A 25,443-nucleotide genomic window follows, 5' to 3' on the forward strand; every position below is an offset into this window, starting at 1 on the left:
AAAAATGTCCGCTGCGCCCACCCCGCTGCTCACTGCGTTGCTGATCGACGGCGAACTGGTCCAGGGCCAGGGCTTTGTCGAACCGATTCTCAACCCAGCCACGGGCGAAGTGCTGACCCAGATCGCCGAAGCCAGCATCGAACAGGTCGAAGCCGCGATCCTCGCCGCCCACCGCGCATTTGCCGGCTGGTCCCGCACCACGCCGCAGCAACGTTCGAACATTCTGCTGGGCATCGCCGATGCCATCGAGCACCAAGCCGACTACCTGGCCCGCCTCGAATCCCTGAACTGCGGCAAACCGTTGCACCTGGCCCGCCAGGATGACTTGAGCGCCACCGTCGATGTGTTCCGCTTCTTTGCCGGCGCCGTGCGCTGCCAGACCGGCCAGCTCAGCGGCGAATACCTGCCGGGCTACACCAGCATGGTGCGGCGTGACCCGATTGGCGTGGTGGCCTCGATTGCGCCGTGGAATTACCCGCTGATGATGGCCGCGTGGAAGATCGCCCCCGCCCTGGCCGCCGGTAATACCCTGGTGTTCAAGCCGTCGGAACACACGCCGCTGTCGATCCTCGCCCTCGCTCCAGCGCTCAACCAGTTGTTGCCGCGCGGGGTGATCAACATTGTGTGCGGCGGCGGCGAAGGCGTCGGCAGCCATCTGGTCAGCCACCCGAAGGTGCGGATGGTGTCGTTGACCGGCGATATCGTCACCGGACAAAAGATCCTGCAAGCCGCGTCGAAAACCCTTAAACGCACGCACCTGGAACTGGGCGGCAAGGCGCCAGTGATTGTGTGCAACGACGCCGACCTGCAAGCCGTGGTCGAAGGCGTGCGCGCCTACGGTTACTACAACGCCGGCCAGGACTGCACCGCCGCGTGCCGCATCTACGCCCAGGCGGGGATTCACGACAAATTGGTCGCCGACCTGGGCGCGGCGGTCAGCAGCCTGCGCTTTGCCGGCAAGCGCGATGCCGACAACGAACTCGGCCCGCTGATCAGCACGCGCCAGCGCGACCGCGTCGCCAGCTTTGTCGAACGCGCCCTCGGCCAGCCGCATATCGAACGCGTCACCGGCGCCGCCGTGCATTCCGGCGCGGGCTTCTTTTATCAGCCGACCTTGCTCGCCGGCTGTAAACAAAGTGATGAAATCGTCCAGCGCGAAGTGTTCGGCCCGGTGGTCACCGTGACCCGCTTCGACGAACTGGAACAAGCGGTGGACTGGGCCAACGACTCCGAATACGGTCTGGCCTCGTCGGTATGGACGCAGAACCTGGACAAGGCCATGCAGGTCGCGGCGCGCCTGCAATACGGCTGCACCTGGATCAACAGTCATTTCATGCTGGTCAGCGAAATGCCCCACGGCGGCTTGAAGCGCTCCGGGTACGGCAAAGATCTGTCCAGCGATTCGCTACAGGACTACAGCGTGGTGCGGCACATCATGGCCCGCCACGGCCAGCACCTTTAAAACAACAACTAAGCTCAAGCGTCACCGGCTGCAAAAAACTGCCCCGACCATAATTAAAGAAGAGGGATTCCCCATGTCCGCGCATAAGACCGCACTGCTCAGTGCCCTGACCACCGCGCTGCTGGCCAGCGCCAGCCTGCAGGCCGCCGAACCGCTCAAAGCGGTAGACGCCGGCGAAGGCCAGCTGGATATCGTCGCCTGGCCCGGCTATATCGAACGGGGCGAAAGCGACAAGGCTTACGACTGGGTCACAGGTTTCGAGAAGGAAACCGGCTGCAAGGTCAATGTGAAAACCGCCGCTACCTCTGACGAAATGGTCAGCTTGATGGCCAAGGGCGGTTACGACCTGGTCACCGCGTCAGGCGATGCGTCGCTGCGGTTGATCGTCGGCAAGCGGGTGCAGCCGATCAATACCGCGTTGATTCCCAACTGGAAGACTATCGACCCGCGCCTGAAAGACGCGCCATGGTACGTGGTCGGCCAGCAAACCTACGGTACTCCGTACCAGTGGGGGCCGAACGTGCTGATGTACAACACCAACGTGTTCAAGACCGCGCCCACCAGCTGGAATGTGTTGTTCGAGGCGCAAAACCTGCCGGACGGCAAGCCGAACAAAGGCCGCGTGCAAGCCTACGACGGCCCGATCTACATCGCCGATGCGGCGCTGTACCTCAAGTCGACCAAGCCGGAGCTGGGTATCCAGAGCCCCTACGAACTGACCGAAACCCAGTACAAAGCCGTGCTCGACCTGTTGCGCGCACAGCAACCGTTGATCCACCGCTACTGGCACGACACCACCGTACAGATGAGTGACTTCAAGAACGAAGGCGTGGTCGCCTCCAGCGCCTGGCCGTATCAGGTCAACGGCCTGATCAACGAGAAGCAGCCGATTGCCTCGACCATTCCCAAGGAAGGCGCCACCGGCTGGGCCGACACCACCATGCTGCACAGCGAGGCCAAGCACCCGAACTGCGCCTATAAATGGATGGACTGGTCGCTGCAGCCGAAGGTCCAGGGCGATGTCGCCGCCTGGTTCGGCTCCCTGCCGGCGGTGCCGGCGGCCTGCACCGGCAGCGAATTGCTCGGCGCCGAGGGCTGCAAGACCAACGGCTTCGACCAGTTCGACAAGATCGCCTTCTGGAAAACCCCGCAGGCTGAGGGCGGCAAGTTCGTGCCGTACAGCCGCTGGACCCAGGATTACATTGCGATCATGGGCGGGCGCTAATCCCCCCTGTGGGAGGGGGCTTGCTCCCTCCCACATTGAGCACATTCACCGATGTTCTGTTTTTTCAGAAGTCCAGGCCGGGCCGCTGCGACGACCCGCGCCTTTTGGGAGCACCGCACCATGACGCTTGCAGTCCAATTCACCCACGTTTCCCGTCAGTTCGGCGAAGTGAAAGCCGTTGACCGGGTTTCCATCGATATCCAGGACGGCGAGTTCTTTTCCATGCTCGGCCCTTCCGGCTCGGGCAAGACCACCTGCCTGCGCCTGATCGCCGGGTTCGAGCAACCGAGCGCAGGCTCGATCCGGATTCATGGCGAGGAAGCCGCCGGCTTGCCGCCGTATCAGCGTGACGTCAACACGGTATTCCAGGATTACGCGCTGTTCCCCCACATGAATGTGCGCGACAACGTGGCCTACGGCCTGAAAGTCAAAGGCGTGGGCAAGACCGAACGCCTCGACCGCGCCGAAGAAGCCCTGACCATGGTCGCCCTCGGCGGCTACGGCGAGCGCAAGCCGGTGCAGCTCTCCGGCGGCCAGCGCCAACGGGTCGCCCTGGCCCGCGCGCTAGTCAATCGCCCGCGCGTGTTGCTGCTGGATGAACCGCTGGGTGCCCTCGACCTCAAGCTGCGCGAACAGATGCAAAGCGAGCTGAAAAAGCTGCAACGCCAGCTCGGCATCACGTTTATCTTCGTGACCCACGACCAGACCGAAGCGCTGTCGATGTCCGACCGCGTGGCCGTGTTCAACAAGGGCCGCATCGAACAGGTCGACACTCCGCGCAACCTCTATATGAAACCGGCCACCGCGTTCGTCGCCGAATTCGTCGGCACCTCCAATGTGATTCGCGGCGATTTGGCCCAGCGCCTCAGCGGCAGCCCGCAGCCGTTCTCGATCCGCCCGGAGCACGTGCGCTTTGCCGAAGGCCCGCTGGCGGCCGACGAAGTGGAAATCAGCGGCCTGTTGCATGACATCCAGTACCAGGGCAGCGCCACCCGCTACGAACTGAAACTGGCGAACGGCCAGGCGTTGAACATCAGCCAGGCGAATAACCAGTGGCTGGACATCAGCAACGGCTATCAGGTCGGCCAGCCCATCACCGCACGCTGGGCGCGGGCCGCCATGACCACCCTGACCGACCACGCAGGCGAGGTGTGACATGAGCCTGACCCAAGCGCCGATGCGCAGGTTTTCCAACCTGCTGTATCGCAGACCCAACCTCTACCTGGCAATGCTGCTGATACCGCCGCTGATCTGGTTCGGCGCGATCTACCTGGGCTCGTTGCTGACCTTGCTGTGGCAAGGCTTCTACACGTTCGATGACTTCACCATGGCGGTCACGCCGGACCTGACCCTGGCCAACTTTGCCGCACTGTTCCAGCCATCGAACTTCGACATCATCCTGCGCACCCTGAGCATGGCGATCGTGGTGTCGCTCGCCAGCGCCATCGTCGCCTTCCCCATCGCCTATTACATGGCGCGCTACACCACGGGCAAGACCAAGGCGTTCTTCTATATCGCGGTGATGATGCCGATGTGGGCCAGCTATATCGTCAAGGCATATGCCTGGACCCTGCTGCTGGCCAAGGGCGGCGTGGCGCAATGGTTTGTGCAACACCTGGGCCTGGGGCCGCTGTTGCAGTTCGTGCTGGGGATCCCCGGCGTGGGCGGCAGCACCTTGAGCACCTCGCACCTGGGGCGGTTCATGGTGTTCGTCTACATCTGGCTGCCATTCATGATCCTACCGATCCAGGCGTCGCTGGAGCGTTTGCCGCCGTCGTTGCTGCAAGCCTCGGCCGACCTGGGCGCCAAGCCGCGCCAGACCTTCATGCAGGTGATCCTGCCGCTGTCGGTGCCGGGGATTGCCGCCGGTTCGATCTTCACGTTTTCGCTGACCCTGGGCGACTTCATCGTGCCGCAGTTGGTCGGGCCGCCGGGTTACTTCGTCGGCGGCATGGTGTACGCCCAGCAAGGCGCCATCGGCAACATGCCCATGGCCGCGGCGTTCACCCTAGTGCCAATCGTGCTGATCGCGGTTTACCTGTCCATCGTCAAACGTCTGGGGGCCTTCGATGCACTCTGAGAAATCATCCATCGGCCTGAAGATCGCGGCCTGGGGCGGCTTGGTGTTTCTGCACTTCCCGATCCTGATCATCTTCCTTTACGCCTTCAACACCGAAGAGGCGGCATTCAGCTTTCCACCCCAGGGCTTCACCCTGAGGTGGTTCAGCGTGGCCTTCGCCCGCCCCGATGTACTCGAAGCGATCAAGCTGTCGCTGCAGATCGCGGCGATCGCTACCCTGATCGCCATGGTCCTCGGTACCCTCGCTTCAGCCGCGCTGTATCGCCGCGAGTTCTTCGGCAAGCAAGGCGTGTCGCTGATGCTGATCCTGCCGATCGCGCTGCCGGGGATCATCACCGGTATCGCCCTGCTGGCGACGTTCAAGACGCTGGGCATCGAGCCGGGGATGTTCACCATCATCGTCGGCCACGCGACCTTCTGCGTGGTGATCGTCTACAACAACGTCATCGCCCGCTTGCGCCGCACCTCCCACAGCCTGATCGAAGCCTCGATGGACCTGGGCGCCGACGGCTGGCAGACCTTCCGCTACATCATCATGCCCAACCTCGGCTCGGCGCTGCTGGCCGGCGGCATGCTGGCGTTTGCGCTGTCATTCGACGAAATCATCGTCACCACCTTCACCGCCGGGCATGAGCGCACCTTGCCGCTGTGGCTGCTCAACCAGTTGAGTCGCCCACGGGATGTGCCGGTGACCAACGTGGTGGCGATGCTGGTGATGATCGTGACGATGTTCCCGATTCTGGGCGCCTATTACCTGACCCGCGGCGGTGAAAGCGTGGCAGGCAGTGGCGGTAAATAATGTGGGTATTGGAGAAGTGCCCCCCCACACTCAGAGCCGGTTTCTTCAGGGCAATAACAACAGTTTTTTGGAGGAGTGAACCATGCAAACCAAACTCTTGATCAACGGCCAACTGGTCAAAGGCGAAGGCCCGGCGCAGGCCGTATTCAACCCGGCGTTGGGCCGTGTGCTGGTGGAAATCAACGAAGCCAGCGAAGCCCAGGTCGACGCCGCCGTGCGGGCCGCCGATGCAGCGTTTGAAAGCTGGTCACAGACCACGCCCAAGGATCGCTCGCTGTTGCTGCTGAAACTGGCGGACGTGATCGAAGCCCACGGCGAAGAACTGGCCAAGCTGGAATCGGACAACTGCGGCAAACCCTACAGTGCGGCACTGAACGACGAGATCCCGGCGATTGCCGACGTGTTCCGCTTTTTTGCCGGTGCCAGCCGCTGCATGAGCGGCTCGGCCGGCGGTGAATACCTGCCGGGCCACACCTCGATGATCCGCCGCGATCCGGTGGGCGTGATCGCCTCCATCGCCCCGTGGAACTACCCGCTGATGATGGTCGCCTGGAAAATCGCCCCAGCCCTGGCCGCCGGTAATACCGTGGTGCTCAAGCCGTCGGAACAAACCCCGCTGACCGCGTTGCGCATGGTCGAACTGGCGTCGGAGATCTTCCCGGCCGGCGTGCTCAACCTGGTCTTCGGCCGTGGGCCCACCGTGGGCAGCCCGTTGGTGAACCACCCGAAAGTACGCATGGTGTCGCTGACCGGCTCCATCGCCACGGGCGCCAACATCATTTCCAACACCGCCGACCGCGTGAAGCGCATGCACATGGAACTGGGCGGCAAGGCGCCAGTGATCATCTTCAACGACGCGGACATCGACGCGGCGGTGGAAGGCATCCGCACCTTCGGTTTCTACAACGCCGGCCAGGATTGCACTGCGGCGTGCCGCATCTATGCCCAGGCGGAAATCTACGACGCGTTCGTCGAGAAGCTCGGCGCGGCAGTCGCCAGTATCAAGTACGGCTTGCAGGACGACCCGACCACCGAACTGGGCCCGCTGATCACCGCGCAACACCGCGACCGCGTGGCCGGTTTCGTCGAACGTGCCGTGGCGCAGCCGCATATCCGCCTGGTCACCGGCGGCAAGGCGGTGGAAGGCAACGGCTTCTTCTTTGAGCCGACGGTTTTGGCCGATGCGCAGCAGGACGACGAGATCGTGCGTCGCGAGGTGTTCGGGCCGGTGGTGTCGGTGACCAAGTTCGCCGATGAAGCACAGGTGCTGGGCTGGGCCAACGATTCGGACTACGGTCTGGCGTCATCCGTATGGACCGCCGACGTGGGACGCGCCCATCGCTTGGCTGCGCGCTTGCAGTATGGCTGCACCTGGGTGAACACCCACTTCATGCTCGTCAGCGAAATGCCTCACGGCGGTCAGAAACTGTCGGGGTATGGCAAGGACATGTCCATGTACGGGCTGGAGGACTACACCACCGTGCGCCATGTGATGTTCAAGCACTGAACCTCGCCCTGATGCCTTGACTGTAGGAGCAAGCTTGCTCGCGAAGAACGCCAACGATAATGCGGGGCATCCGATTAAACGCGGTGTCCTGGCACCTGTCGCGAGCAAGCCCCCGCCCACATTGGATCTTCATAATTCCTGGGTAATGTGCTCACTTAAAGCCCGGAAATGTCTTGTCTCATTTGCCAAGCCATCATCCCGCCATCAATCATTTTTCCTACGCCATCGAACCGCTTAAGCTATGCGGCGTCTGTTTAATGTCCGTTGCGTTTGGCCGAAGGCATGTCCGAACCGTTATCTTTGATCCAGCACGCGCCAGGGCCGGCGCGGGATTTGCTCACGACAGGTTGTCTCTATGCACCGCAGGAATTTGCTTAAAGCGTCCATGGCCATTGCGGCTTACACCGGCTTATCGGCCAGCGGCCTGTTGGCTGCGCAAGCCTGGGCCGGGAACCGCGCCGCCGACGGCAAGGCCGTGGCGTTCGATTTCGAAACGCTGAAGACCCAGGCCAGGCAACTCGCCGGGACCGCGTATAAAGACACCAAACAGGTGCTGCCGCCCACCCTGGCGACCATGACCCCGCAAAATTTCAACGCCATCGGCTACGACGGCAAACACTCGCTGTGGAAGGAAGTGAACGGCCAGTTGGACGTGCAGTTTTTCCACGTCGGCATGGGCTTCAAGACGCCCGTTCGCATGCACGCCGTCGACCCCACGACCCGTGAGGCCCGCGAAGTGCATTTCCGCCCTTCGCTGTTCAACTATGAAAAAACCACGGTCGACACCCAACAACTGACCGGCGACCTGGGTTTCTCCGGCTTCAAGCTGTTCAAGGCGCCGGAACTGGATCGCCATGACGTGCTGTCGTTTCTCGGCGCCAGTTACTTCCGCGCGGTGGATTCCACGGGGCAATATGGCCTTTCCGCACGCGGCCTGGCGATCGATACCTACGCGAAAAAGCGCGAGGAATTCCCCGACTTCACGCAGTTCTGGTTCGAAACCCCGGATAAAAATGCCACGCGCTTTGTGGTCTACGCCCTGCTCGACTCGCCGAGCGCCACCGGCGCCTACCGTTTCGATATCGACTGCCAGGCCAACCAGGTGGTCATGGCAATCGACGCCCATATCAATGCGCGCACCGCCATCGAACAACTGGGCATCGCGCCGATGACCAGCATGTTCAGCTGCGGCACCCACGAGCGGCGCATGTGCGACACCATCCACCCGCAGATCCACGACTCGGACCGCCTGGCGATGTGGCGCGGCAACGGCGAGTGGATCTGCCGCCCGCTGAACAACCCGGCCAAGCTGCAATTCAATGCATTCGCCGACACCGACCCGAAAGGCTTCGGCCTGGTGCAGACCGACCATGAGTTCGCCAGCTACCAGGACACCGTCGACTGGTACAGCAAGCGCCCAAGCCTGTGGGTCGAACCGACCACCGCGTGGGGCGAAGGCTCGATCGACCTGCTGGAGATCCCGACCACCGGCGAGACCCTGGACAATATCGTGGCCTTCTGGACCCCGAAAAAACCCGTGGCCGCCGGTGACTCGCTCAACTATGGCTACAAGTTGTACTGGAGCGCCCTGCCACCGGTGAGCACGCCGTTGGCGCAAGTCGACGCCACGCGTTCAGGCATGGGCGGCTTCACCGAAGGCTGGGCACCGGGCGAACATTACCCGCCAGTCTGGGCGCGGCGGTTTGCCGTGGACTTCAAGGGCGGCGGCCTGGATCGCCTGGCAGCCGGCACCGGGATCGAGCCGGTGGTGACCTGTTCCCACGGCGAGGTGAAAGACTTCAGCGTGCTGGTGCTCGACAGCATCAAGGGCTATCGCATCCTCTTCGACTGGTATCCGACCAGCGACAGCGTGGAGCCAGTGGAACTGCGCCTGTTTATCCGCACGCAGGACCGCACCTTGAGTGAAACCTGGTTGTATCAGTACTTCCCGCCGGCACCGGAGCAGCGTAAATACACCTGACACCGTGACCGACCATGTGAGAGCGGGCTTGCCCGCCCCCACATGGGGTCACCGCCCGCTCAGAACCGCGACACACTCTTCATCGCCCCAATCAAATAGCGCATCGCCACCTGATCGTTCTCGGTCAAGGCGCGATACTGCGCGAGCAATTCAGCTTCATCGGAACTCAACCTTCGGGCACGCAAGGACACCCTGCGGGTCAGAAAAGACGCCACCACACCCGCTACACCATAGGACTTGGCCATGGACTGTTTCTCCTGATATCGATCAAAAACTCCGTGTGCCCATTACCCGCCTGCCGTGAAGCGCAATGCCCCGGTAGACAAACCGACTGACTCCCTGGGCCAGAAATCAGACGTACCCTAAGCGTAGAAACAATCTCATGACGTGTGGGATTTTTTTAGAGTATTCACTTAAATAATTGGGTCAGGAATAAATACCTACAGCCCTATCCCACAGCGCCTGGCAAAAAAAACCCACCGGATAAGGGTGGGTTTTGTTGGAACCTAAGAAGGCTCAATCCCTGAGATCAGACTCATGAATCGGCTGCTCCCGATGGGTCGCCCGCTGGTACTGGGCCGGCCAGGTCGCCTTGCGCCCGCCCAGGTCATCGTCGGCATGCAATGGCCAATACGGGTCACGCAGCAGCTCGCGGGCGAGGAAGATGATGTCGGCCTGGCAGGTACGCAGGATGTGTTCGGCCTGGGCCGGCTCGGTAATCATGCCCACGGTGCCGGTAGCGATGCCCGACTCTTTGCGCACACGCTCGGCAAACCGCGTCTGGTAGCCGGGGCCGATGGGGATCTCGGCGTTGGCGGCGGTGCCGCCGGAGGACACGTCGATCAGGTCGACTCCCAAAGCTTTCAGGCGACGTGCCAGTTCCACGGTTTCATCGGGGTTCCAGCCGTCCTCCACCCAATCGGTGGCTGACACCCGCACAAACAGCGGCAGGTCTTGCGGCCAGACTTCGCGCACCGCTTCGGTGACTTGCAGCACCAGGCGGATACGGTTTTCAAAGGTGCCGCCGTACTGGTCCTGACGCTGATTGCTGATGGGCGAGAGGAATTGATGCAGCAGGTAACCGTGAGCGGCGTGGATCTCCACCACTTTGAAACCGGCGGTCAACGCGCGCTTGGCGGCGGCGACGAAGTCGGCGATCACTTGCTCGATCTGCGCCTCGTCCAGCGACCTGGGCTGCGTATGGTTCGGGTCAAAGGCAATCGGCGAGGGCCCCACCGGCACCCAGCCGCCGTCTTGCGGCTTGAGGCTGCCGTGTTTGCCGATCCACGGCCGATGGGTGCTGGCCTTGCGCCCGGCGTGAGCCAATTGAATCCCGGCCACGGCGCCCTGGGCAGTGATAAAGCGCGTGATGCGTTGCAGCGGGGCGATCTGTGCGTCGTTCCACAGGCCCAGGTCTTCGGCGGTGATACGGCCCTCGGCGGTCACGGCGGTGGCTTCGGTGAAAATCAGCCCCGCCCCGCCGACAGCGCGGCTGCCGAGGTGGACCAGGTGCCAGTCGTTGGCCAGGCCATCGACGCTGGAGTACTGGCACATCGGCGACACGGCAATGCGATTGAGCAGGGTCAATTGGCGCAGGGTATACGGTTCGAGCAACTGACTCATGGCGCACCTCTTCTTGGCTTTTTGGGCACTTCTGTAGGAGCGAGCTTGCTCGCGAAAGCCTCATGGGCACCGCGTTTATCCAGGATCGACGCGTTACCGTTAAGGTTTTTCGCGGGCAAGCCCGCTCCTACACAACAGTGCTTAGAGCCTAGTCGACAACGAGGGATTGCACAGGGTTCAGAAGACAAAGCGGGAGCCGATTGCCGGCTCCCGTCCAACAACCGCTTACATTTCGACCTGGGTACCCAGCTCGATCACCCGGTTGACCGGGAGTTTGAAGAACCGCAGGTTGCCGTTGGCGTTCTTCAACATGAACGCAAACAAGCCTTCGCGCCAGCGGGCCATGCCTTTGATGCGCGAGGCGATGACCGTTTCGCGGCTGAGGAAGTACGTGGTACGCATCGGGCTGAAATCCAGATCATCCAGGTGGCACAGCTTCAGCGCTTCAGGCACGTCCGGCTCATCGGTGAAACCGAAGTGCAGGATCACGCGGAAGAACCCTTCACCGTAGGCATCCACCTCGAAGCGCCGTGCGGCGGGAACGCGGGGAATGTCTTCGTAGACCACCGTCAGCAACACCACTTGCTCGTGCAACACCTGGTTATGCAGCAGGTTATGCAACAGCGCATGGGGCACCGCGTCGGGCCGCGCGGTGAGGAACACGGCGGTGCCCTGCACGCGATGGGGCGGCTGCACGCGGATACTGCTGATAAAGATCGGCAGCGGCAGGCCGCCCTCGTCGAGGCGGTCCATCAGCAGTTCCTTGCCGCGTTTCCACGTCGTCATCAGGATAAACAGCACAATCCCCGCCAATACCGGGAATGCACCGCCCTGGACGATTTTCGGCACGTTGGCGGCGAAGAACAGCCCGTCGACCAACAGGAAACCGATCAGTACCGGAATCGCCAACACCGGTGGCCATTTCCACAGCAACAGCATCACTGCCGACACCAGGATGCTGGTGATCAGCATGGTGCCGGTCACCGCCACGCCGTAGGCCGAAGCCAGCGCGTTGGACGACTCGAAACCCAGCACCAGCAGGATCACGCCGACCATCAGCGACCAATTCACCGCGCCGATGTAGATCTGGCCCTGTTCGGCGCTGGACGTATGCTGAATGTGCATGCGCGGGATGTAACCCAGTTGGATCGCCTGACGGGTCAGGGAGAACGCGCCGGAAATCACCGCCTGGGACGCAATCACCGTGGCCAGGGTAGACAACACCACCAACGGAATCAGCGCCCAGCTCGGTGCGAGCAGGTAGAACGGGTTACGCGCCGCTTCGGGGTTTTCCAGCAGCAACGCACCTTGGCCGAAATAGTTGAGCACCAGCGCCGGCAGCACCAGGGCGAACCAGGCACGCGCAATGGGTTTGCGCCCGAAGTGGCCCATGTCGGCGTACAGCGCTTCGGCACCGGTCAATGCCAGCACCACGGCGCCGAGAATCGCCACACCCATGCCTGGGTGGACTATGAAGAAACGCACACCCCACACCGGGTTCAATGCGTTGAGCACTTCCGGATGCTGGCTGATGCCATGCACGCCCAGGCCCGCCAGCACCAGGAACCACAACACCATGACCGGCCCGAACAGCTTGCCGATACGGTCGGTGCCATGTTTCTGGATCAGGAACAGCCCCACCAGCACCACCAGCGACAGCGGTACGACCCAGCGTTCAAGCCCTTCGAAGGCCAGTTCCAGGCCTTCTACCGCCGAGAGCACCGAGATTGCCGGGGTGATCATGCTGTCGCCGTAAAACAGCGCAGCGCCGATCAACCCGAGAATCACCAGCACCGAGCGCAGCTTCGGATACGGCGACGCCGCTCGCCGCGCCAACGCAGTGAGGGCCATGATCCCGCCCTCGCCCTGGTTGTCGGCGCGCAGGATGAACAACACGTACTTGATCGAAACGACCCAGATCAGCGACCAGAAGATCAGCGCCAGTATCCCGAAGACTCCGTCCTGGTTGACCTGAACCCCATACCCTCCACCGAACACCTCTTTAAGGGTATAGAGCGGGCTGGTCCCGATATCGCCATAAACCACCCCGACCGCTGCCACCAGCATGCCAATCGGCTTGGCATTGGAATGCTCGGCACCCGCTGCCTGACTACTTGCCTGACCCATCAACCACTCCTGCCCTATACCTGAGGTCTCTTATAAACAACGCATCTAAGCGGACCTTAGCATGCGCTGTTTTACTTCTCGTAACAGACGTTTTGTTGACCCAAGGATTTCACCCGTTCGCAACGGCGCGAAGCATAGCGCAGCACTCGTCGTATTTCCCTGCATAAAGCTGGTCAAGTGCGTTGCCCGTCGCTAGAATTGCGCACTTTTTGATCAGAGGCACAAAAGCATGCTCTTTTACGAGCGCGCTAGGTGCCCGTCTACCGCCTTGTCGTGCCCGACTGGCGGCGTCATTCAATACCGAGGTTAGACATGTCCACCACCATCGCAAAAGCCAACCCCAAGGTCGGCTTTGTTTCCCTGGGCTGCCCGAAGGCTCTGGTCGACTCCGAACGCATCCTGACGCAACTGCGCATGGAAGGTTATGACGTCGTGTCCACTTACCAGGACGCGGACGTGGTGGTGGTCAACACCTGTGGCTTCATCGACTCGGCCAAGGCGGAATCCCTGGAAGTGATCGGCGAGGCCATCAAGGAAAACGGCAAGGTCATCGTCACCGGCTGCATGGGCGTGGAAGAAGGCAATATCCGCAACGTACACCCGAGCGTGCTGGCCGTGACCGGCCCGCAGCAGTACGAGCAGGTGGTCAACGCCGTGCATCAAGTGGTGCCGCCGCGCCAGGACCACAACCCGCTGATCGACCTGGTGCCGCCGCAAGGCATCAAGCTGACCCCGCGCCACTACGCGTACCTGAAGATTTCCGAAGGCTGCAACCACAGTTGCAGCTTCTGCATCATCCCGTCGATGCGCGGCAGGCTGGTCAGCCGCCCGGTGGGCGATGTGCTGGACGAAGCCCAGCGCCTGGTCAAATCCGGCGTGAAAGAACTGCTGGTGATCTCCCAGGACACCAGCGCCTACGGCGTCGACGTGAAATACCGCACCGGTTTCTGGAACGGCGCGCCGGTGAAAACCCGCATGACCGAGCTGTGCGAAGCCTTGAGCAGCCTGGGCGTGTGGGTGCGCCTGCACTACGTGTACCCGTACCCGCACGTGGACGAGCTGATCCCGTTGATGGCCGCCGGCAAGATCCTGCCGTACCTGGACATCCCGTTCCAGCACGCCAGCCCGAAAGTGCTCAAGGCCATGAAACGCCCGGCCTTCGAAGACAAGACCCTGGCGCGCATCAAGAACTGGCGCGAGATCTGCCCGGAACTGATCATCCGTTCGACCTTCATCGTCGGCTTCCCGGGCGAAACCGAAGAAGACTTCCAGTACCTGCTCGACTGGCTGACCGAAGCCCAACTGGACCGCGTCGGCTGCTTCCAGTACTCGCCGGTCGAAGGCGCCCCGGCCAACCTGCTGGACCTGGCCGTAGTACCGGATGACGTCAAGCAGGACCGTTGGGAGCGCTTCATGGCGCACCAGCAGGCGATCAGCTCGGCGCGCCTGCAACTGCGCATCGGCAAGGAAATCGAAGTGCTGATCGACGAAGTCGACGAGCAAGGCGCCGTAGGCCGCTGCTTCTTCGACGCGCCGGAAATCGACGGTAACGTATTTATCGACGATGCCAGCGGTTTGAAACCCGGCGACAAGGTCTGGTGTACGGTGACCGATGCCGACGAATACGACCTGTGGGCCGAAAAGCGCGACTGATCGCATCAGGCGCGGATAAAAAAGTGAAAAAGCCCTGCTTCTGGACAAGATGCGGGGCTTTTTTAGGTCTATCGTTTTGCCCATCGACACCAAACATCCACAAAGGGCAGCGGGCATGCGTCAGCATTCGGTTATCCACACCCCTAAAACCAGCGACTACGCCGAGTTGGCGCGGATCTGGGAGGCGTCGGTGCGCGCCACCCATGACTTTCTGCCGGACAGCTACATCACGCTGCTGAAAAACCTGGTGCTGACCCGCTACCTCGATGCGGTGATGCTGATCTGCACCAAGGACACGCGCCAGCGCATCACCGGGTTCGCCGGGGTGGCCGCGGGCAAGGTCGAGATGCTGTTCATCGACCCGCAGCACCGTGGCCAGGGCCTCGGCCGGCAATTGCTGCGTTACGCGATCGAGCGCATGAACGCCGATGAGCTGGACGTCAACGAACAGAACCCGCAGGCGCTGGGCTTTTACTTCAAGCAAGGCTTCGAAGTCATCGGCCGCACGGAGCATGATGGCCTGGGGCAGCCTTATCCGCTGCTGCACATGCGTTTGCGCCAGGTGCAGCAAGAGGCGCGTCGGGGCTAAATGAAATGGGGCCGGGATTAACCGCGCCCACACAGGTACAATAGCGGCCCCCTTTTGCTACGGCCCTTGTCATGACTGACCCCATACGCCTCTCCAAACGCCTTATCGAACTGGTCGGTTGCTCCCGTCGGGAGGCTGAGCTGTTTATCGAAGGCGGCTGGGTCTCGGTGGACGGTGAAGTGATCGACGAGCCACAGTTCAAGGTCACCACCCAGAAGGTCGAACTGGACCCCGAGGCCAAGGCCACCGCTCCAGAGCCTGTGACCATCCTGCTGCACGCGCCGGTGGGCGTGGATGCCGAGACGGCAATGGCGTCGATCAGCGCCGAAACGCTGTCGGAAGAACACCGCTTCAGCAAGCGCCCGCTCAAGGGCCACTTCCTGCGCCTGACCGCCAGCGCTGACCTGCAAGCCAAGGCCAGCGGCCTGCTGGTGTTCACCCAGGATTGGAAGATTCTGCGCAAACTGACCGCCGATGCCGCCAAGATCGAGCAGGAATACGTGGTGGAGGTCGAAGGTGACATGGTTGCTCACGGCCTGAACCGCCTCAACCATGGCCTGACCTACAAAGGCAAAGAGCTGCCGCCGGTGAAAGCCAGCTGGCAGAACGAAAACCGCCTGCGCTTTGCGATGAAAAACCCGCAACCGGGGGTGATCGCCTTGTTCTGCGAAGCTGTCGGCTTGAAAGTCATCGCCATCCGTCGTATCCGCATCGGCGGCGTGTCCATCGGCAAGGTGCCGGTCGGCCAATGGCGTTACCTGTCCGGCAAAGAGAAGTTCTGAGCCACTCCCCCTTTTTCGACACCGCCTGCGTGGGCGGTGTCCACCGTTGAAAACCAGGATTGCCCACCATGATTCACAACGACGTACTGCGCAGCGTGCGCTACATGCTCGACATCAGCGACAACAAGATGGTCGAGCTGATCAAACTCGGCGGCATGGACGTGACCAAGGAAGACCTGCTGACTTACCTCAAGAAAGACGAGGAAGAAGGCTTTGTGTTCTGCCCGGACGAGGTCATGGCGCACTTCCTTGACGGCCTGGTGATTTTCAAGCGCGGCAAGGACGACAGCCGTCCGCCGCAACCGATCGAAACCCCGGTGACCAACAACATCATCCTCAAGAAGCTGCGCGTGGCCTTCGAACTGAAGGAAGACGACATGCACGCCATCCTCAAGGCTGCCGAGTTCCCGGTGTCCAAGCCTGAGCTGAGCGCGCTGTTCCGCAAGTTCGGCCACACCAATTACCGCACCTGCGGCGACCAGTTGCTGCGCAACTTCCTCAAGGGCCTGACCCTGCGGGTTCGCGCGTAAGCCATGAGTTACCAGGTCTCGCCCGTCGGCTTCGTGCGCTCCTGCTTCAAGGAGAAGTTCGCCATCCCGCGCCAACCGCAACTGGCGCCTGCCGCCCGCGGCGTGCTGGAGCTGGTCGCGCCGTTCGACCACGGCGAGGCGGTGCAGGGCCTGGAGCAGGTCAGCCATGTGTGGCTGCTGTTTCTGTTCCACCAGGCCCTGGAAGACAAACCCCGCCTGAAAGTGCGCCCGCCCCGTCTGGGCGGCAACAAGTCCATGGGCGTGTTTGCCACCCGTGCGACCCATCGGCCCAACGGGATTGGCCAGTCGGTGGTGAAGCTGGACAAGGTCGAACCGGGCCGGTTGTGGATCTCCGGGATCGATCTGCTCGATGGCACGCCGGTGCTGGATATCAAGCCGTATGTGCCGTATGCCGACATTGTCGACAACGCCACCAACGGCATCGCCAATGGCACGCCGCCACTGATTCCCGTGCAGTGGCTGAAGACGGCTCTGCACCAGGCGCAAGGCCACGCTCAGCGCCTTGCTGAACCGCTGGTGGCGTTGATCGAACAGTGTTTGGCACAAGACCCGCGGCCGGCCTATCAAACGCCCGGGCCCGAGCGGGAATATGGCGCGCAGTTCTGGGACGTGGATGTGCGCTGGCACTATCCCGAGGCCGGCGTCATCTGTGTACTGGAAGTGATTGCAGCTAAATAAACCGAAAACCAATGTGGGAGGGAGCTTGCTCCCGATAGCGGCGGGTCAGTCACCGGATGCATTGACTGACACTCAGCAATCGGGAGCAAGCTCCCTCCCACATTTTTTTGACCGCGCTTACTTCTCGACGAAGGCGCGTTCGATCAGGTAGTCACCCGGTTCACGCATGCGTGGCGAAACTTTCAGGCCGAAGCTGTTCAACACTTCGCTGGTCTCGTCCAACATGCTTGGGCTGCCGCACAGCATGGCGCGGTCGTCCTGGGGGTTGATCGGTGGCAGGCCGATATCGCGGAACAGCTTGCCACTGCGCATCAGGTCGGTCAGACGGCCTTGGTTTTCGAACGGTTCGCGGGTCACGGTGGGGTAGTAGATCAACTTTTCACGCAGGGCTTCGCCGAAGAATTCATTCTGCGGCAGGTGCTTGGTGATGAATTCGCGGTAGGCGACTTCGTTGACGTAACGCACGCCGTGGCACAGGATCACTTTTTCGAAACGCTCGTAGGTTTCCGGGTCCTGGATCACGCTCATAAATGGCGCAAGGCCGGTACCGGTGCTGAGCAGGTACAGGTGTTTACCCGGCTTCAAATCGTCAAGCACCAGGGTGCCTGTCGGTTTTTTGCTGATGATGATCTCGTCGCCTTCCTTCAGATGCTGCAACTGGGAAGTCAGCGGGCCATCAGGCACCTTGATGCTGAAAAACTCCAGATGCTCTTCCCAGTTCGGGCTGGCAATCGAATAAGCGCGCATGAGCGGGCGGCCGTTGGGTTGTTGCAGGCCGATCATCACGAACTGACCGTTCTCGAAGCGCAAGCCCGGATCGCGGGTGCACTTGAAGCTGAACAGAGTGTCGTTCCAGTGATGAACACTGAGGACACGCTCGTGGTTCATGTTGCTCATGTACGGGGGACTCCTGGAGATGGGTCTGCGCCAAAATGATAAGTGCGCAATTGCACAGCATTCTAATGGCGGCGACAATATCTGTTAACTGGATTATTAAGATAAGGGTTATCGGTTATATCGATATGCGATTTACTCTCCGTCAACTGCAAGTCTTCGTCGCCGTCGCCCAGCAGGAAAGCGTCTCACGCGCTGCTGGCCTTCTGGCCTTATCTCAATCCGCCGCCAGCACCTCAATCACCGAGCTGGAGCGTCAATCCAGCTGCCAGTTATTCGACCGGGCGGGTAAACGCCTGAGCCTCAACGCCCTCGGCCGTCAGCTGTTGCCCCAGGCGGTAGCCCTGCTGGACCAGGCCAAGGAGATCGAAGACCTGCTCAACGGCAAGTCTGGCTTCGGCTCACTGGCCGTCGGCGCCACGCTGACCATCGGCAATTACCTGGCCACGCTGCTGATCGGCAGCTTCATGCAGCAGCACCCCGAGAGCCAGGTGAAGCTGCATGTGCAGAACACTGCACATATCGTGCACCAGGTTGCGCATTATGAAATTGACTTGGGTCTAATCGAAGGCGACTGCAGCCACCCGGATATCGAAGTGCAGACCTGGGTGGAAGATGAGCTGGTGGTATTTTGCGCGCCTCAGCATCACCTGGCCCAGCGCGGCGTAGCTACCATGGAGGAATTGACCCATGAAGCGTGGATTCTGCGCGAACAGGGCTCGGGCACGCGCCTGACCTTTGATCAGGCCATGCGCCATCATCGCAGCGTGCTGAACATTCGCCTCGAACTGGAACACACCGAGGCGATCAAGCGTGCAGTGGAGTCGGGGCTGGGGATTGGCTGCATTTCCCGGCTGGCGCTGCGCGATGCTTTCCGCCGCGGCAGCCTGGTGCCGGTAGAAACTCCGGACCTGGACCTGGCCCGGCAGTTCTACTTCATCTGGCACAAGCAAAAGTACCAAACCTCGGCGATGCGCGAGTTTCTCGAGCTGTGCCGCGCCTTCACCGCGGGGGTTCAGCGCAGCGACGAAATCGTGCTGCCGAACATTGCCTGAGGCTTAGATCAGGATCACGGCCCACACCACGGTGATCATGGTCAGTGCCACGAATTGCGCGGCGCTGCCCATGTCCTTGGCGTTTTTCGACAGTGGGTGACGGTCCAGGGAAATGCGGTCGATGGCCGCTTCCACGGCCGAGTTGAGCAACTCGACGATCAACGCAAGCAGGCACACCGCGATCAACAGCGCCCGTTCGACGCGGCTGACATGCAGGAAAAAACTCAGCGGGATCAGGATGACGTTCAGCAACACCAACTGACGGAAGGCCGCCTCACCGGTGAAGGCTGCGCGCAGGCCATCCAGGGAATAGCCCCCTGCGTTGAAGATACGTTTGATACCGGTTTGACCCTTGAAAGGCGACATAGATGTAGGCAACTGAACCAAAGAAGTGGGAAAACTAGATCACGCAAAGTCAAAAAAGCGTGAATCGACAATAGCTTAATGCTGCGAAATTGACTCAAGTTGTTGCAAGAGCAACGCCGCCTGGGTTCGCGTTCGCACCCCCAGCTTGCGAAAGATTGCGGTGACGTGGGCCTTGATGGTCGCTTCCGACACGCTCAACTCGTAGGCGATCTGCTTGTTCAACAAGCCTTCGCAGACCATGGTGAGCACCCGGAACTGCTGGGGCGTCAAGCTGGCCAGGCCATCGCGGGCAGCCTTGGCTTCGTCGGACACGTTGATCTCTTCAAACGCTTGCGGCGGCCAGGACACATCGCCCTCCAGCACCGCGCGCACGGCTTTCTGGATCTCTCCCATAGAGCTCGACTTGGGAATGAAACCGCTGGCGCCAAACTCCTTGGAGCGCACCACTACATCGGCTTCTTCCTGGGCCGAGACCATCACCACGGGAATCTGCGGGTATTGCCCGCGCAACAGCACCAGCCCCGAAAACCCATAGGCGCCAGGCATGTTCAGGTCGAGCAGCACCAGGTCCCAGTCGGATTTTTCGGTGAGGCGGGTTTCCAGCTCGGCAATGCTGGCCACTTCAACCAGACGGACATCGGGGCCCAAGCCCAGCGTTACTGCCTGATGCAGCGCACTGCGAAACAGCGGGTGGTCATCAGCTATCAGGATTTCGTATGTGGCCATTGATTAAATGATCCTGTTTTTTATGGCAGCCCTGATGGGTTCAGGGTTCGCCAATACACAAGGTAACGGCCAGGCAGCCATCACCACAGGGCATGCTCAACGTCAAAAGCACCTGAAACGACGTTGGAAATTCACGGTTGCGCCCTGATCGGCGCCCAGCATGCCCAGCGCAGCCTGGGTGGTCAAGCACTACGCCAATGGGCAGTTTAGCGGTTGTCGGATTTACGGTGCCATCATGCAAACGTCGTCTGGTTATACCGCCGGGATGTAGGGCGCTAGACGAGTATGGACGATATCCGTCGAGTCCAGCGGTAACTGGAACTTGGCGGCCAGATAATGGGTGCTGAACACATCAAGGTAAGCGTCCAGCACTTCGCTGGCCGCGCCGTCGTCGGCCAGCTCCAGGCACAGCGCGGCGACTTCAGCGGTGCAGAAATGATCATCCCGCTTGGAACGACGCAGTTTGTAGCGCGACAACTGCTCGGGAGCCAGGCTGAGGACCGGCAAATGCTCCAAATAGGGACTTTTGCGGAACATCTTGCGCGCTTCGCTCCACGTGCCGTCCAGCAGGATAAACAGCGGGCGCTTGCCCTCCCCCACCTTGACCTCACTGACAACCCGTTCCGGCGCGACGAATTCGCCGGGGAACACGATGTAGGGTTGCCACTGCGGGTCAGCCAGCAAAGTGAGCAGCCCGGGGTCGACCTCGGTGCGTGACCAGGCGAACGCGCTGGTGTCGTCAATCACATCGGCGATCAGCCAGCCGGTGTTGCTGGGCTTCATCGGTTCGACGTCGTGCATCAACAGGCACATCGCAGACCGGGCCTGGACCTTGGGCCGCCAGGCACACAAGCAATACGCGGGGATCACCCGGCAGCCGGGGCAGCGCTCGGCACGCGACCCCCGATTGACGAAAGGCCTGATGGCGCGCGCCAGGCGCTGGGTACGCAGACGAGAGACGGCGTGGCTCATCGGATGCGCCGCACGGAAAGGAAAATCGACACTGGGGGAACTCGAGGAAGGCTTAAGTGGCCGCAGTTTACCAGAGCCACACGCACTTCCCAGCAATACGCCTGGCTGTACCGGCCAGGGCTCACCTATAATTGCGCGCCACTGAACGCACAGCCCAGTGGCTGGTCTATGCACCAGTAACCGAATCAGGAGAGTTTCATGCTGCGTTCCATGCTGCGTCTTGTCGCCCCATCCGTCGCCCTCGCGCTGGTCTTGCCTGTTGGCGCCCAGGCGGCCTCGCTGCTGGAGGCCCAAATGAACAAGAAGCTGCAAAGCGTCGCGGCTGAAAGCAACAAAGACCTGCCCCGGGAAATCGATGAAAAAACCCTGGAAGTGGCCTACACCGTTGAAGGCATGCAGTTGATCGATCACCTCAGCGTGCAGCCTGATCGTGCCGAACAGATGCGTGCCAACCCCAAGGCAGTGTATTTCCAGCTCGGACAAAGCGTGTGCCTGAACCACGGCTACCGCGAGCTGATGGCCAAGGGCGCGGTGATGCGCTACGAGATCACCGAAAACAAGACCAACCGCCCGGTGGCTTCGGTGAAATTCGTCGAAGCAGACTGCCCGGCACCGACTGCGGCGAAGAAGAAAAAGTAACTCGCGCATGCCCCCCGCGCGCTGCTGTCCAGTGGCGCGCAATTCCCTCGTTTGTGTTTGCCGCCGAACGCTGCACGCTGTGACGTGAGACCAATAAGCGGTTGCCAGCCAAGGGTTTTTCGGCCCATGATCGTGTCATTCCCACAACCCGCTCAGCCCAGTTCCCATGCTGTTCTGTAACATTTTCAGGGCAAAACAGAGTTGTCCTCCTGCCATGTGCAGTGCAAAGGTTTTTAAATCACAAGGAACATACAGAGTCGCGCTTTGCCGCTTGGCGAACACTGTGCAATGCCATGGGCATGCAGCGACACATGCAGTGTCGTGGCCACGGACGAATATTTCGCCGCCCGCCCAGGCTCTGTGAAGAAGGAGAAGTTGAATGCCTTACGAACCGAATGACCGTCTGCTCCAGCATTTTGAAGCAAACGGGGTCGACCTCACGCAGCAGGTCGAAGCTCAACTCCAGTTGATCGCACCCAACAGCCCGAATATCCCCCTTTACCGCGACATGATCCTCACCGCGCTACGCATGGCACAGGACGACCGCAGCCGCTGGAACGCCAAAATCACCTTGCAAGCCATCCGCGAACTGGACCACGCCTTCCGCGTGCTGGAACAGTTCAAGGGGCGGCGCAAAGTCACGGTATTCGGCTCGGCGCGCACGCCGGTGGAAAGCCCGATCTATGCCCTGGCCCGGGAAGTGGGCGCGGCACTGGCGCGCTCCGATCTGATGGTGATCACCGGCGGCGGCGGCGGGATCATGGCCGCCGCCCACGAAGGTGCCGGCCTGGAGCACAGCCTGGGCTTCAACATTACCCTGCCGTTCGAACAGCATGCCAACCCGACCATCGACGGTACCGAGAACCTGCTGTCGTTCCACTTCTTCTTTACGCGCAAGCTGTTCTTCGTCAAGGAGGCCGATGCGCTGGTGTTGTGCCCCGGCGGTTTCGGCACCCTGGATGAAGCGCTTGAAGTGTTGACGCTGATCCAGACCGGCAAGAGCCCACTGGTGCCGGTGGTGTTACTCGATGCACCAGGTGGCGGTTTCTGGCAAGGCGCCCTGGACTTTATCCGCAGCCAGCTGGAAGCCAATCGCTATGTGCTGCCTACCGACCTGAAGCTGATGCGCCTGGTGTACAGCGCTGAAGCCGCGGTGGACGAGATCAACCAGTTCTATGCCAACTTCCACTCTACCCGCTGGCTGAAGCGTGAGTTTGTGATACGCATGAATCATCCGCTCAGTGAGCGGGCGCTGACTCAGGTGCAAAAAGAGTTCGCCAGCCTGCGACTGAGTGGAGACTTCCAGCAGCTCGCCTACACCGGAGAAGAGCACGATGAGCCGCAGTTCAGTCATCTGACGCGACTGGTGTTCAACTTCAACGGGCGTGATCAGGGCCGGTTGCGGGAGTTGGTGGACTACATCAACTTGCCGGAGAACTGGGCGCAGGCTCAGGGCAAGACACAACAACGGGTGGCGCCGGAGCCGGCGTGATTTTTGAGCAAAAAAAAAGGCCCGCTATTTTCATAGCGGGCCTTTTATTTTTTGCGTTGTTCAGTCGTCCATATCCCGACCGCTGAACAACCGGTTGATCATTTCCATCGAAAACCCGCGATAACTCAGGAAGCGCCCTTGTTTGGCGCGTTCCCTGGCATCAATCGGAAGATGCCCAGAGAACTTGCGACGCCAGGTATCTTCCAGCTGTGACTGCCAACTGATCCCGCACTCGCGCAGGGCGAGGTCGATGTCGGCGCGTTGCAGGCCGCGCTGGCTCAGCTCTTCACGAATTCGCGCCGGGCCGTAGCCGGAGCGCGCTCGGTAGGACACAAAGCTTTCGAGGTAACGGGCTTCCGACAACAGCCCTTCTTCCGTCAACCGGTCAAGGGCCGTGTCGATCATCTCGGCGGACGCACCGCGCTGACGCAGTTTACGCGTCAGTTCGACTCGACCATGCTCGCGACGCGCGAGCAGGTCCATCGCAGTGCGCCGAACGGCGACGAGTGTATCCAGCACAACGGTCATCGTTTGGTTCAGACGTCAGTGTCGACTTCTTCCATTTCGTCAACCGGCGCACGGTTGGCTGCAGCTTTCACGTCCGGCGCGGGGGTCAGCAGCTTGTCGCGGATCTGCTTCTCAAGCGCGGCGGCGACATCCGGGTTGTCCGCCAGGAACTTGGCCGAGTTGGCCTTGCCCTGACCGATCTTGCTGCCGTTGTAGGCATACCAGGCACCGGATTTCTCGACAAAACCGTGCAACACGCCCAGGTCGATCATCTCGCCGTTCAGGTAGATACCCTTGCCGTAGAGAATCTGGAACTCAGCCTGACGGAATGGCGGGGCCACTTTGTTCTTAACGACTTTGACGCGGGTTTCGCTACCGACAACCTCGTCACCTTCCTTCACCGCGCCGGTACGGCGGATGTCCAGACGGACCGACGCGTAGAACTTCAGCGCGTTACCACCGGTGGTGGTTTCCGGGCTGCCGAACATGACGCCGATCTTCATCCGGATCTGGTTGATGAAGATCACAAGGCAGTTGGCGTTCTTGATGTTACCGGTGATTTTACGCAGCGCCTGGGACATCAGACGGGCCTGCAGGCCGACGTGCATGTCGCCCATTTCGCCTTCGATTTCAGCTTTTGGCACCAGGGCCGCCACGGAGTCGACCACGATCACGTCGATAGCGTTGGAGCGCACCAGCATGTCGGTGATTTCCAGGGCTTGCTCACCGGTGTCCGGCTGGGAAACCAGCAGGTCGTCAACATTCACGCCCAGCTTGCCGGCGTATTCAGGGTCCAGGGCGTGCTCGGCGTCGACGAACGCGCAGGTCGCGCCCATCTTTTGCGCCTGGGCAATCACCGACAGCGTCAGGGTGGTTTTACCGGAAGATTCAGGACCGTAGATTTCAACGATACGGCCTTTTGGCAGGCCGCCAATGCCGAGCGCGATGTCCAGACCCAGAGAGCCAGTGGAAATAGCCGGGATCGCCTGACGGTCGTGATCGCCCATACGCATTACGGCACCCTTGCCGAATTGACGTTCGATCTGACCCAGGGCCGCAGCCAAGGCTTTCTTCTTGTTCTCGTCCATTAAAGTCCTCACGTAATCAATAAGGCCTGACGGCCAACACCTGTATAAGTAGACAGTATTGTTCCACAAAGATCGGAGATCGCCTACCCCTGATTTTCTATTTCTGCTGCAGCTCGTCGCAACAAGCCCTCTAGCGCGGCCTTTACCGTTTGTCGGCGGACCTCATCGCGGTTGCCGGGGAAGTGCTGGCGCTCGGCCGTGACCTCGTCACCCACGCCGAACGCCAGCCATACCGTGCCCACCGGTTTTTCCGGCGAGCCACCATCGGGCCCGGCCACGCCGCTGACCGCCACGGCAAAGCGCGCCAGGCTTTTTTCCTGGGCGCCCCTGACCATGGCCTCCACCACCTCGCGGCTGACCGCCCCCACTTTGCCGAACAGTGCCTCCGGCACATCCAGCTGCCGAGTTTTCTGCCGGTTGGAATAGGTGACATATCCCGCCTCGAACCACGCCGAACTCCCCGGTATGCGCGTGATGGCTTCGGCGATGCCGCCGCCGGTACAGGACTCGGCGGTGGTGACGTGGGCATTGAGCACCTGTAGACGTCGACCCAGTTCAGCGGCCAGTTGGGTGATTTCTTTCACGGAGGTCTCCTGGAGTGAGCGGGTATTGGCCTACCCTACATGAGCCCATCGGCCATGCAAGTT

At 61.1% G+C, this 25,443-nt stretch carries 25 protein-coding genes; 15 read left to right on the plus strand and 10 right to left on the minus strand.

From position 1 onward, the window contains the following. The first annotated feature begins 4 nt into the window (after positions 1-4). The 7 genes from AC07W0_RS11500 (at position 5) to AC07W0_RS11530 (ending at position 9,054) form a co-directional block, all read left to right on the plus strand. A complete protein-coding gene (locus AC07W0_RS11500; RefSeq protein WP_017844683.1) occupies positions 5-1,462 on the plus strand; it encodes a gamma-aminobutyraldehyde dehydrogenase in 1,458 nt (485 codons plus the stop codon). Between the two features lie 73 nt (positions 1,463-1,535). After that, the gene (ydcS, locus tag AC07W0_RS11505; RefSeq protein WP_102617360.1) at positions 1,536-2,687 is read left to right on the plus strand and encodes a putative ABC transporter substrate-binding protein YdcS; all 1,152 of its coding nucleotides are present in this window, start codon (positions 1,536-1,538) and stop codon (positions 2,685-2,687) included. 120 nt (positions 2,688-2,807) lie between these two features. After that, positions 2,808-3,842, plus strand: a complete 1,035-nt coding sequence (locus AC07W0_RS11510; protein ID WP_017844681.1) for an ABC transporter ATP-binding protein — start codon at positions 2,808-2,810, stop codon at positions 3,840-3,842. A 1-nt stretch (position 3,843) separates the two neighbouring features. After that, positions 3,844-4,767 (plus strand): ABC transporter permease, encoded by a 924-nt coding sequence (locus AC07W0_RS11515; protein WP_046484936.1) that lies wholly within the window; start codon positions 3,844-3,846, stop codon positions 4,765-4,767. Further along, on the plus strand, positions 4,757-5,566 hold the full coding sequence (locus AC07W0_RS11520; RefSeq protein WP_010563467.1) for an ABC transporter permease: 810 nt from the start codon (positions 4,757-4,759) through the stop codon (positions 5,564-5,566). The genes AC07W0_RS11515 and AC07W0_RS11520 overlap by 11 nt, the downstream gene beginning before the upstream one ends. Before the next feature lie 82 nt (positions 5,567-5,648). After that, positions 5,649-7,073, plus strand: a complete 1,425-nt coding sequence (locus AC07W0_RS11525) for a gamma-aminobutyraldehyde dehydrogenase (RefSeq protein WP_017844679.1) — start codon at positions 5,649-5,651, stop codon at positions 7,071-7,073. 355 nt (positions 7,074-7,428) lie between these two features. Continuing rightward, the gene (locus AC07W0_RS11530) at positions 7,429-9,054 is read left to right on the plus strand and encodes a glucan biosynthesis protein D (protein ID WP_026139759.1); all 1,626 of its coding nucleotides are present in this window, start codon (positions 7,429-7,431) and stop codon (positions 9,052-9,054) included. A 59-nt stretch (positions 9,055-9,113) separates the two neighbouring features. Here the strand turns inward: AC07W0_RS11530 and AC07W0_RS11535 are convergent, their stop codons facing one another. From AC07W0_RS11535 to AC07W0_RS11545, 3 genes are all read right to left on the minus strand, one after another. Beyond that, positions 9,114-9,299, minus strand: coding sequence for a hypothetical protein (locus AC07W0_RS11535; protein ID WP_017844677.1), 186 nt, complete (start codon positions 9,297-9,299; stop codon positions 9,114-9,116). Between the two features lie 271 nt (positions 9,300-9,570). Continuing rightward, positions 9,571-10,677 (minus strand): NADH:flavin oxidoreductase/NADH oxidase, encoded by a 1,107-nt coding sequence (locus AC07W0_RS11540; protein WP_017844676.1) that lies wholly within the window; start codon positions 10,675-10,677, stop codon positions 9,571-9,573. Positions 10,678-10,902: 225 nt separating this feature from the next. Further along, a complete protein-coding gene (locus AC07W0_RS11545) occupies positions 10,903-12,804 on the minus strand; it encodes a potassium transporter Kup (RefSeq protein WP_017844675.1) in 1,902 nt (633 codons plus the stop codon). Positions 12,805-13,116: 312 nt separating this feature from the next. On the opposite strand from AC07W0_RS11545, the gene rimO reads away from it, so the two are divergent. The 5 genes from rimO to tsaA all read left to right on the plus strand — a co-directional run bounded on the left by rimO (position 13,117) and on the right by tsaA (position 17,057). Next, positions 13,117-14,457 (plus strand): 30S ribosomal protein S12 methylthiotransferase RimO, encoded by a 1,341-nt coding sequence (gene rimO / locus AC07W0_RS11550; RefSeq protein ID WP_102617358.1) that lies wholly within the window; start codon positions 13,117-13,119, stop codon positions 14,455-14,457. A 115-nt stretch (positions 14,458-14,572) separates the two neighbouring features. Next, on the plus strand, positions 14,573-15,046 hold the full coding sequence (locus tag AC07W0_RS11555) for a GNAT family N-acetyltransferase (protein ID WP_046384503.1): 474 nt from the start codon (positions 14,573-14,575) through the stop codon (positions 15,044-15,046). Positions 15,047-15,117: 71 nt separating this feature from the next. After that, on the plus strand, positions 15,118-15,828 hold the full coding sequence (locus AC07W0_RS11560; RefSeq protein WP_017844672.1) for an rRNA pseudouridine synthase: 711 nt from the start codon (positions 15,118-15,120) through the stop codon (positions 15,826-15,828). Between the two features lie 68 nt (positions 15,829-15,896). Then, complete coding sequence (locus tag AC07W0_RS11565) at positions 15,897-16,358, plus strand: YehS family protein (RefSeq protein WP_017844671.1); 462 nt, start codon at positions 15,897-15,899, stop codon at positions 16,356-16,358. Between the two features lie 3 nt (positions 16,359-16,361). Continuing rightward, positions 16,362-17,057, plus strand: a complete 696-nt coding sequence (gene tsaA, locus AC07W0_RS11570) for a tRNA (N6-threonylcarbamoyladenosine(37)-N6)-methyltransferase TrmO (RefSeq protein ID WP_046384504.1) — start codon at positions 16,362-16,364, stop codon at positions 17,055-17,057. A gap of 117 nt (positions 17,058-17,174) precedes the next feature. Here tsaA and fpr read toward each other — a convergent pair whose 3' ends face one another. Continuing rightward, entirely contained in the window at positions 17,175-17,954 is a 780-nt protein-coding gene (gene fpr / locus AC07W0_RS11575; protein WP_017844669.1) for a ferredoxin-NADP reductase, read from the minus strand. A gap of 125 nt (positions 17,955-18,079) precedes the next feature. Between fpr and AC07W0_RS11580 the strand changes: the two genes are divergently transcribed. After that, entirely contained in the window at positions 18,080-19,006 is a 927-nt protein-coding gene (locus tag AC07W0_RS11580; RefSeq protein WP_017844668.1) for a LysR family transcriptional regulator, read from the plus strand. A 3-nt stretch (positions 19,007-19,009) separates the two neighbouring features. Here the strand turns inward: AC07W0_RS11580 and AC07W0_RS11585 are convergent, their stop codons facing one another. The 3 genes from AC07W0_RS11585 to AC07W0_RS11595 all read right to left on the minus strand — a co-directional run bounded on the left by AC07W0_RS11585 (position 19,010) and on the right by AC07W0_RS11595 (position 21,070). Beyond that, positions 19,010-19,372 carry a diacylglycerol kinase gene (locus AC07W0_RS11585; protein WP_017844667.1) on the minus strand — a complete coding sequence of 121 codons (363 nt, stop codon included), beginning with the start codon at positions 19,370-19,372 and terminating at the stop codon, positions 19,010-19,012. A gap of 75 nt (positions 19,373-19,447) precedes the next feature. Continuing rightward, entirely contained in the window at positions 19,448-20,098 is a 651-nt protein-coding gene (gene erdR, locus AC07W0_RS11590) for a response regulator transcription factor ErdR (protein WP_102617357.1), read from the minus strand. 252 nt (positions 20,099-20,350) lie between these two features. Continuing rightward, positions 20,351-21,070 carry a tRNA-uridine aminocarboxypropyltransferase gene (locus AC07W0_RS11595; RefSeq protein ID WP_026139758.1) on the minus strand — a complete coding sequence of 240 codons (720 nt, stop codon included), beginning with the start codon at positions 21,068-21,070 and terminating at the stop codon, positions 20,351-20,353. 198 nt (positions 21,071-21,268) lie between these two features. Between AC07W0_RS11595 and AC07W0_RS11600 the strand changes: the two genes are divergently transcribed. Both AC07W0_RS11600 and AC07W0_RS11605 read left to right on the plus strand, forming a co-directional pair. Continuing rightward, positions 21,269-21,709 carry a PA3611 family quorum-sensing-regulated virulence factor gene (locus tag AC07W0_RS11600; RefSeq protein WP_017844664.1) on the plus strand — a complete coding sequence of 147 codons (441 nt, stop codon included), beginning with the start codon at positions 21,269-21,271 and terminating at the stop codon, positions 21,707-21,709. A gap of 379 nt (positions 21,710-22,088) precedes the next feature. After that, positions 22,089-23,201, plus strand: coding sequence for an LOG family protein (locus tag AC07W0_RS11605; protein WP_102617356.1), 1,113 nt, complete (start codon positions 22,089-22,091; stop codon positions 23,199-23,201). A 60-nt stretch (positions 23,202-23,261) separates the two neighbouring features. Here the strand turns inward: AC07W0_RS11605 and recX are convergent, their stop codons facing one another. The 3 genes from recX to AC07W0_RS11620 all read right to left on the minus strand — a co-directional run bounded on the left by recX (position 23,262) and on the right by AC07W0_RS11620 (position 25,380). Further along, complete coding sequence (recX, locus tag AC07W0_RS11610; RefSeq protein WP_017844662.1) at positions 23,262-23,729, minus strand: recombination regulator RecX; 468 nt, start codon at positions 23,727-23,729, stop codon at positions 23,262-23,264. 8 nt (positions 23,730-23,737) lie between these two features. After that, on the minus strand, positions 23,738-24,796 hold the full coding sequence (gene recA, locus AC07W0_RS11615) for a recombinase RecA (protein WP_017844661.1): 1,059 nt from the start codon (positions 24,794-24,796) through the stop codon (positions 23,738-23,740). Between the two features lie 83 nt (positions 24,797-24,879). Further along, positions 24,880-25,380 (minus strand): CinA family protein, encoded by a 501-nt coding sequence (locus tag AC07W0_RS11620; RefSeq protein WP_017844660.1) that lies wholly within the window; start codon positions 25,378-25,380, stop codon positions 24,880-24,882. Between the last annotated feature and the right edge of the window lie 63 nt (positions 25,381-25,443).

Source organism: Pseudomonas sp. GW704-F2 (assembly GCF_059423025.1).